We start from the raw sequence: 6,651 nt of genomic DNA on the forward strand, positions 1-6,651 counted from the left end.
CACTCGTGGCTGCAACCCTGCTTACTCAAAATCTATTCACACATGGTTACGTTTTGGGGAAATTATGAGGGGATCTCTCAGTGCTCAGCATGTTTGAGTGCTTTACTCGCCGCGGGTTGAGAAATATGTAAAACTTCAGCCGCACGCGTTAAGGAACCACAAGTCATTACAGCATAAAAGATATCGAGATGTCTTAATTTCATTCCATGTAGCCTACTGATTATTTATTTCTACGGACTATTCTAACGAATAAAGTATAAATAATCAGATATACTCGTCATAATTCAAATTTTGGTTTAGTTGTCACGAGAATTAATTCGTAAACGTGCAAGCTAAATAGATTGACTAGGGGAATATACGGGGTAAGAAAGCGGCTCGGCATACTGCCCTATAATAAATTGTTAGGAGAAGTACGCCGAGTAGTGTGTAGCTATTAGGTAAAGTATGTACCAATTTCAATAAATATTTTAATTAAGATACTGTTTGAAATATCAACAATAAAGGCACCGACCATAGGAACGACAAGGAAAGCTTTATGTGATGGTCCAAATGCTTTTGTGACTGTTTGCATATTCGCAATTGCTGTTGGTGTTGCTCCCATACCAAAGCCACAGTGACCCGCGCTGATCACGACAGCATCATAATCTTTGCCCATCATTTTGAAGGTGACAAAGCAGGCAAATAGCACCATGACAACAGTTTGTACAGCAATGATAATTAATACTGGCCCTGCCATGCTTGCCAATTGACCAAATTTTAATGACATTAACGCCATTGCCAAGAAAAGCGATAAAGCAACGCTACCTAATACATCGACGGTCGGCTCAAACACTTCGTGTTTAAATACATGAGTCAGTGTATTACGGATAATAATACCGACAAATAAACACCAGACAAAAGTAGGCAGTTGCAGAAAAGTATCTTTAAACAATGCACTGATATAGCCACCAACAACAATACAGATAATCAGCATTGAAATGGTTTCAATAACGTTATTTGCATTGATTTTTCTTTTGACGCTTGGTTGCTCAAAAGCTTCAACGATAGTGTCGCGCTCTTGCTCGGTTGTTTTAGGAATAGAGACCTTTTTCAAAAGATGACGGGCAACAGGGCCGCCAACTAAACCACCCAACACTAATCCAAGTGTTGCACAAGCCATCGCTAATTCAACGGCGCCTGTTACACCATATTTATCAGCGAGAATAGGGCCCCATGCTCCGGCATTACCATGACCACCTGTTAGAGTAATTGAACCTGCAATTAAGCCAATAAATGGACTTTCATTCATCATGACAGCCATACTCATGCCGACAGTATTTTGAATGGCGATTAGGATCGTTACTGCAATAGTTAATAGAACTAACGGCTTTCCTCCTTTAATCAGTCGAGAAAAGTCAGAACTTAGCCCGATAGAGGAAAAGAATGTGAGCATTAATAAACTTTGCAATGAAGCATCAAAAGTAAACGAATAACCTGATGTTTTATCAATAATTAACAGAACAATTGCAACAATAAAGCCACCAACGACGGCTTCTGGTATGTGGTTTTTTTGTAGGAACGGGGTAAATTTTACGACAAACATTCCTATGAGTAGCGCGATACATGCGACTAATAATGTATAACTGGCATCTAGGATCATTTTTTTACCTCTATTAGTTTACCAGAATTTTCACTATAACAATTTAACAATAGTGAAAAATGAAGTTACTTTGGTTAACTAATCTTTAACAATGAGTTTTATTAGGGTATCCATAACTTTTAGTTAATAGGGTCATAATTTTAGTGTGATCTTAATCATGAAATATTAAAAAGATTAAAATAACAACAATGGTATTTAATGATGGGTAAACCTAAATACCATGCGGGATCCGCACTATTTTCGGTGATAGCAAAAAATAAAAAAGTATAAATAATAAACAAAATTATAAGAGAAGGAGAACATGATAAGCGCAGGCCGAGCAATTTAAAGAAGTGTGATATACAACATAAAACAGCAGCATGACCTTTCTATATTTCGTTGCTTATCGAAGTGTTAATTTTCGGGTGGATTACTCTGTTTGTTGATTAATAACGGAGAAAAATATGATTGCTGTAATATTTGAGGTGCAAATACAACCCGACCAACAAACTCGCTATTTGACTTTAGCTGAGGAGTTAAGACCACTATTAAGTCATGTAGCTGGTTTTATTTCAATTGAACGTTTTCAAAGTCTAGCTACAGAAGGAAAAATGTTATCGCTATCTTGGTGGGAAAACGAATACGCAGTTCTGCAATGGAAAAATCATGTTTTACATGCGAAAGCTCAACAAGAAGGGCGAGAGTCAATATTTGATTTTTACAAAATTAGTATTGCTCATATTACTCGCGAATATTCATTTAAAAAGGACAAGGATAATGTTTGATGTTCACGTTGTTTTAGATAATCAAATAGGACAATTAGCATTACTAGGAAAAACATTAGGTAATAAAGGTATTGGATTGGAAGGGGGAGGGATATTTACGGTTGGTGATGAATGCCATGCTCATTTTCTTGTTGAACAAGGAAAGGAAGCTAAAATAGCGCTAGAGCAAGCTGGACTGTTAGTACTTGCGATCCGGACACCATTAATTCGTAAGTTAAAACAGGAAAAACCGGGGGAACTTGGCGAAATAGCACGAGTATTGGCGGAGAATAACATTAATATTTTAGTGCAATACAGTGACCATGCTAACCAACTGATATTAATAACGGACAATGATAGTATGGCTGCATCTGTTACGCTCCCTTGGGCAATAAAGTGAACTTGCGATGGCTAATTTAATACGAAAAGAGGTTACCTTTGAGTCCTCAATAGCCGCGATAGGGGCGGCTATGTCTGACATTTCACGAGTTAAAATACTCAGTGCTTTGATGGATGGGCGAGCTTGGACGGCCACTGAGCTAAGTTCTGTGGCGAATATATCAGCTTCAACGGCGAGCAGTCATTTATCTAAATTATTAGATTGCCAGCTAATCACAGTAGTAGCTCAAGGCAAGCATCGTTATTTTCGGCTAGCAGGAAAAGATATTGCTGAATTGATGGAAAGTATGATGGGGATCTCCTTAAACCATGGCGTACATGCCAAAGTTTCCACGCCAGTGCATTTACGAAAAGCACGTACTTGCTATGATCATTTAGCTGGCGAAGTTGCCGTTAAGATCTATGATTCCCTTTGTCAACAGCAATGGATCACTGAAAATGGTTCAATGATCACATTAAGTGGTATTCAATATTTTCATGAAATGGGAATTGACGTTCCTTCCAAACATTCACGTAAAATCTGTTGTGCGTGTTTAGATTGGAGTGAACGCCGTTTCCATTTAGGTGGGTACGTTGGAGCCGCATTATTTTCGCTTTATGAATCTAAAGGGTGGTTAACTCGACATCTTGGTTACCGTGAAGTTACCATCACGGAAAAAGGTTATGCTGCTTTTAAGACCCACTTTCACATTTAAGTTGTTTTTCTAATCCGCATATGATCAATTCAAGGCCGAATAAGAAGGCTGGCTCTGCACCTTGGTGATCAAATAATTCGATAGCTTGTCGTAATAATGGCGGCATACTATCAGTAGTAGGTGTTTCCCTTTCTTCTTTAGCGACTTGATGCTCTTGATCTTCCAATACGCAACCTAAAGTAAAATGCCCCACAGCGCTGAGTGCATATAATGCATTCTCTAGTGAAAAACCTTGTTGGCATAAAAAGGCTAATTGATTTTCGAGAGTTTCATACTGTTTTTCTGTAGGCCGTGTACCTAAATGTACTTTTGCTCCATCGCGATGACTTAGTAAAGCACATCTAAAACTTTTAGCGTTATTACGTAAAAAATCTTGCCAGCTTTCCCCTTCTAAAGGGCAAAAGTGAGTATGGTGCCTATCTAACATCTCAATGGCTAAGGCGTCGAGCAAAGCCCGCTTATTTTTTACATGCCAATACAATGTAGGCTGCTCTACACCTAGCTTCTGGGCGAGTTTACGGGTTGTTAAACCTTCGATTCCGACCTCATTAAGCAGCTCTAATGCGCTGTTAATCACTTTACTTTTATCTAATCTAGACATCATTAATTCCTAATTTTTGTTGACACTCTATCATTGATAGAGTTATTTTACCACTCCCTATCAGTAATAGAGAAAAGTGAAATGAATAGTTCGACAAAGATCGCATTGGTAATTACGTTACTCGATGCCATGGGGATTGGCCTTATCATGCCAGTCTTGCCAACGTTATTACGTGAATTTATTGCTTCGGAAGATATCGCTAACCACTTTGGCGTATTGCTTGCACTTTATGCGTTAATGCAGGTTATCTTTGCTCCTTGGCTTGGAAAAATGTCTGACCGATTTGGTCGGCGCCCAGTGCTGTTGTTGTCATTAATAGGCGCATCGCTGGATTACTTATTGCTGGCTTTTTCAAGTGCGCTTTGGATGCTGTATTTAGGCCGTTTGCTTTCAGGGATCACAGGAGCTACTGGGGCTGTTGCGGCATCGGTCATTGCCGATACCACCTCAGCTTCTCAACGCGTGAAGTGGTTCGGTTGGTTAGGGGCAAGTTTTGGGCTTGGTTTAATAGCGGGGCCTATTATTGGTGGTTTTGCAGGAGAGATTTCACCGCATAGTCCCTTTTTTATCGCTGCGTTGCTAAATATTGTCACTTTCCTTGTGGTTATGTTTTGGTTCCGTGAAACCAAAAATACACGTGATAATACAGATACCGAAGTAGGGGTTGAGACGCAATCGAATTCGGTATACATCACTTTATTTAAAACGATGCCCATTTTGTTGATTATTTATTTTTCAGCGCAATTGATAGGCCAAATTCCCGCAACGGTGTGGGTGCTATTTACCGAAAATCGTTTTGGATGGAATAGCATGATGGTTGGCTTTTCATTAGCGGGTCTTGGTCTTTTACACTCAGTATTCCAAGCCTTTGTGGCAGGAAGAATAGCCACTAAATGGGGCGAAAAAACGGCAGTACTGCTCGGATTTATTGCAGATAGTAGTGCATTTGCCTTTTTAGCGTTTATATCTGAAGGTTGGTTAGTTTTCCCTGTTTTAATTTTATTGGCTGGTGGTGGGATCGCTTTACCTGCATTACAGGGAGTGATGTCTATCCAAACAAAGAGTCATCAGCAAGGTGCTTTACAGGGATTATTGGTGAGCCTTACCAATGCAACCGGTGTTATTGGCCCATTACTGTTTGCTGTTATTTATAATCATTCACTACCAATTTGGGATGGCTGGATTTGGATTATTGGTTTAGCGTTTTACTGTATTATTATCCTGCTATCGATGACCTTCATGTTAACCCCTCAAGCTCAGGGGAGTAAACAGGAGACAAGTGCTTAGTTATTTCGTCACCAAATGATGTTATTCCGCGAAATATAATGACCCTCTTGATAACCCAAGAGGGCATTTTTTACGATAAAGAAGATTTAGCTTCAAATAAAACCTATCTATTTTATTTATCTTTCAAGCTCAATAAAAAGCCGCGGTAAATAGCAATAAATTGGCCTTTTTTATCGGCAAGCTCTTTTAGGTTTTTCGCATGTATTGCGATATGCATAAACCAGCCATTGAGTAAGTTTTTAAGCACATCATCATCATAAGCTTTAAGTTGGTTCTCTTGGATCAATTTGCTGACAATGGCGTTTACCTTACCAGTAATGTATTCAAGGCTAATTTTTTCAAGTTCATTCCAACCAATGATAGGCATCACTTCTTGGATAGGGATAAGGTTTTTATTATTATCAATAATATAATCAAGATAATGTTCAAATATACTTTCTAAGGCAGACCAACCATTTGTTAAATCAGTTTTTGTTGTGATGTAGGCATCAATCATAATTAATTGCTGCTTATAACAGGCACTGAGTAATTGTTTTTTATTTTTAAAGTGATGATAAAAGGCACCTTTGGTCACCAACGCTTTTCCCGAGATCTCATCTATTGAAACAGCTTGATAGCCTTTTTCAACAAACAATATTCGTGCTGAGTTAACCAGTGATTGATAGGTACTCTTAAAATTTTCTTGTTGATGATTTTTATTTTCCATGATAGATTTAAAATAACATACCGTCAGTATGTTTATGGTATCATGATGATGTGGTCGTGACAATCTTAAGAACATTTAGGTTATTTTATGTATATTGAACAGCATTCTCGCTATCAAAATAAAGCTAATAACATCCAATTAAGATATGATGATAAGCAGTTTCATACAACGGTTATCAAAGATGTTCTATTATGGATTGAACATAATTTAGATCAGTCTTTACTGCTTGATGATGTGGCGAATAAAGCGGGTTATACCAAGTGGTATTTTCAGCGGCTGTTCAAAAAAGTAACAGGGGTCACACTGGCTAGCTATATTCGTGCTCGTCGTTTGACGAAAGCGGCTGTTGAGTTGAGGTTGACGAAAAAAACTATCCTTGAGATCGCATTAAAATATCAATTTGATTCCCAACAATCTTTTACACGTCGATTTAAGTACATTTTTAAGGTTACACCAAGTTATTATCGGCGTAATAAATTATGGGAATTGGAGGCAATGCACTGAGAGATCCCCTCATAATTTCCCCAAAGCGTAACCATGTGTGAATAAATTTTGAGCTAGTAGGGTTGCAGCCACGAGTA

At 38.4% G+C, this 6,651-nt stretch carries 8 protein-coding genes and 2 pseudogenes; 6 read left to right on the forward strand and 4 right to left on the reverse strand.

All coding sequences use genetic code 11. The features are described 5' to 3' along the window. Positions 1–68, forward strand: a 68-nt coding sequence (locus J3U14_RS11495) for a hypothetical protein (RefSeq protein WP_223232774.1), incomplete at its 5' end; no start/stop codon positions are given. 15 nt (positions 69–83) lie between these two features. Here J3U14_RS11495 and J3U14_RS11500 read toward each other — a convergent pair. Next, a pseudogene (locus J3U14_RS11500) lies at positions 84–203 on the reverse strand (LysR family transcriptional regulator); the annotation flags it as partial. Between the two features lie 230 nt (positions 204–433). After that, positions 434–1,639 carry a sodium/glutamate symporter gene (gene gltS / locus J3U14_RS11505; protein ID WP_000599533.1) on the reverse strand — a complete coding sequence of 402 codons (1,206 nt, stop codon included), beginning with the start codon at positions 1,637–1,639 and terminating at the stop codon, positions 434–436. 443 nt (positions 1,640–2,082) lie between these two features. Between gltS and J3U14_RS11510 the strand changes: the two genes are divergently transcribed. Genes J3U14_RS11510 through J3U14_RS11520 form a run of 3 tightly spaced genes read left to right on the forward strand, consistent with a single transcriptional unit; the run spans position 2,083 to position 3,476 of the window. Then, positions 2,083–2,403, forward strand: a complete 321-nt coding sequence (locus J3U14_RS11510; RefSeq protein WP_000562370.1) for an antibiotic biosynthesis monooxygenase family protein — start codon at positions 2,083–2,085, stop codon at positions 2,401–2,403. Continuing rightward, a complete protein-coding gene (locus J3U14_RS11515) occupies positions 2,396–2,782 on the forward strand; it encodes a hypothetical protein (protein WP_000460651.1) in 387 nt (128 codons plus the stop codon). The genes J3U14_RS11510 and J3U14_RS11515 overlap by 8 nt, the downstream gene beginning before the upstream one ends. A 7-nt stretch (positions 2,783–2,789) precedes the next feature. Continuing rightward, positions 2,790–3,476: an ArsR/SmtB family transcription factor gene (locus tag J3U14_RS11520; RefSeq protein ID WP_001284954.1), complete on the forward strand. Its 687-nt coding sequence runs from the start codon at positions 2,790–2,792 to the stop codon at positions 3,474–3,476. Here the strand turns inward: J3U14_RS11520 and tetR(B) are convergent. Further along, complete coding sequence (tetR(B), locus tag J3U14_RS11525) at positions 3,454–4,077, reverse strand: tetracycline resistance transcriptional repressor TetR(B) (RefSeq protein WP_000088605.1); 624 nt, start codon at positions 4,075–4,077, stop codon at positions 3,454–3,456. The genes J3U14_RS11520 and tetR(B) overlap by 23 nt on opposite strands. An 81-nt stretch (positions 4,078–4,158) precedes the next feature. Here tetR(B) and tet(B) point away from each other — a divergent pair, with 81 nt between their 5' ends. Further along, complete coding sequence (tet(B), locus tag J3U14_RS11530) at positions 4,159–5,364, forward strand: tetracycline efflux MFS transporter Tet(B) (RefSeq protein ID WP_001089072.1); 1,206 nt, start codon at positions 4,159–4,161, stop codon at positions 5,362–5,364. Positions 5,365–5,476: 112 nt separating this feature from the next. Here the strand turns inward: tet(B) and tetC are convergent, their stop codons facing one another. Next, positions 5,477–6,070, reverse strand: coding sequence for a tetracyline resistance-associated transcriptional repressor TetC (tetC, locus tag J3U14_RS11535; protein WP_000428546.1), 594 nt, complete (start codon positions 6,068–6,070; stop codon positions 5,477–5,479). A gap of 87 nt (positions 6,071–6,157) precedes the next feature. On the opposite strand from tetC, the pseudogene J3U14_RS11540 reads away from it, so the two are divergent. Further along, positions 6,158–6,553, forward strand: a pseudogene (locus J3U14_RS11540) (helix-turn-helix domain-containing protein); the annotation flags it as partial. Positions 6,554–6,651: the final 98 nt, after the last annotated feature.

Origin of the sequence: Gilliamella sp. B3801 (assembly GCF_026536645.1) — a bacterium.
GTDB classification, from domain to species: Bacteria; Pseudomonadota; Gammaproteobacteria; order Enterobacterales; family Orbaceae; genus Gilliamella; species Gilliamella apicola_I.

Coding starts and splice junctions, on each gene's coding strand:
- gltS (WP_000599533.1), bottom strand. CDS start 1,639: ATGATCCTAGATGCCAGTTATACATTATTAGTCGCATGTATCGCGCTA.
- J3U14_RS11510 (WP_000562370.1), top strand. CDS start 2,083: ATGATTGCTGTAATATTTGAGGTGCAAATACAACCCGACCAACAAACT.
- J3U14_RS11515 (WP_000460651.1), top strand. CDS start 2,396: ATGTTTGATGTTCACGTTGTTTTAGATAATCAAATAGGACAATTAGCA.
- J3U14_RS11520 (WP_001284954.1), top strand. CDS start 2,790: ATGGCTAATTTAATACGAAAAGAGGTTACCTTTGAGTCCTCAATAGCC.
- tetC (WP_000428546.1), bottom strand. CDS start 6,070: ATGGAAAATAAAAATCATCAACAAGAAAATTTTAAGAGTACCTATCAA.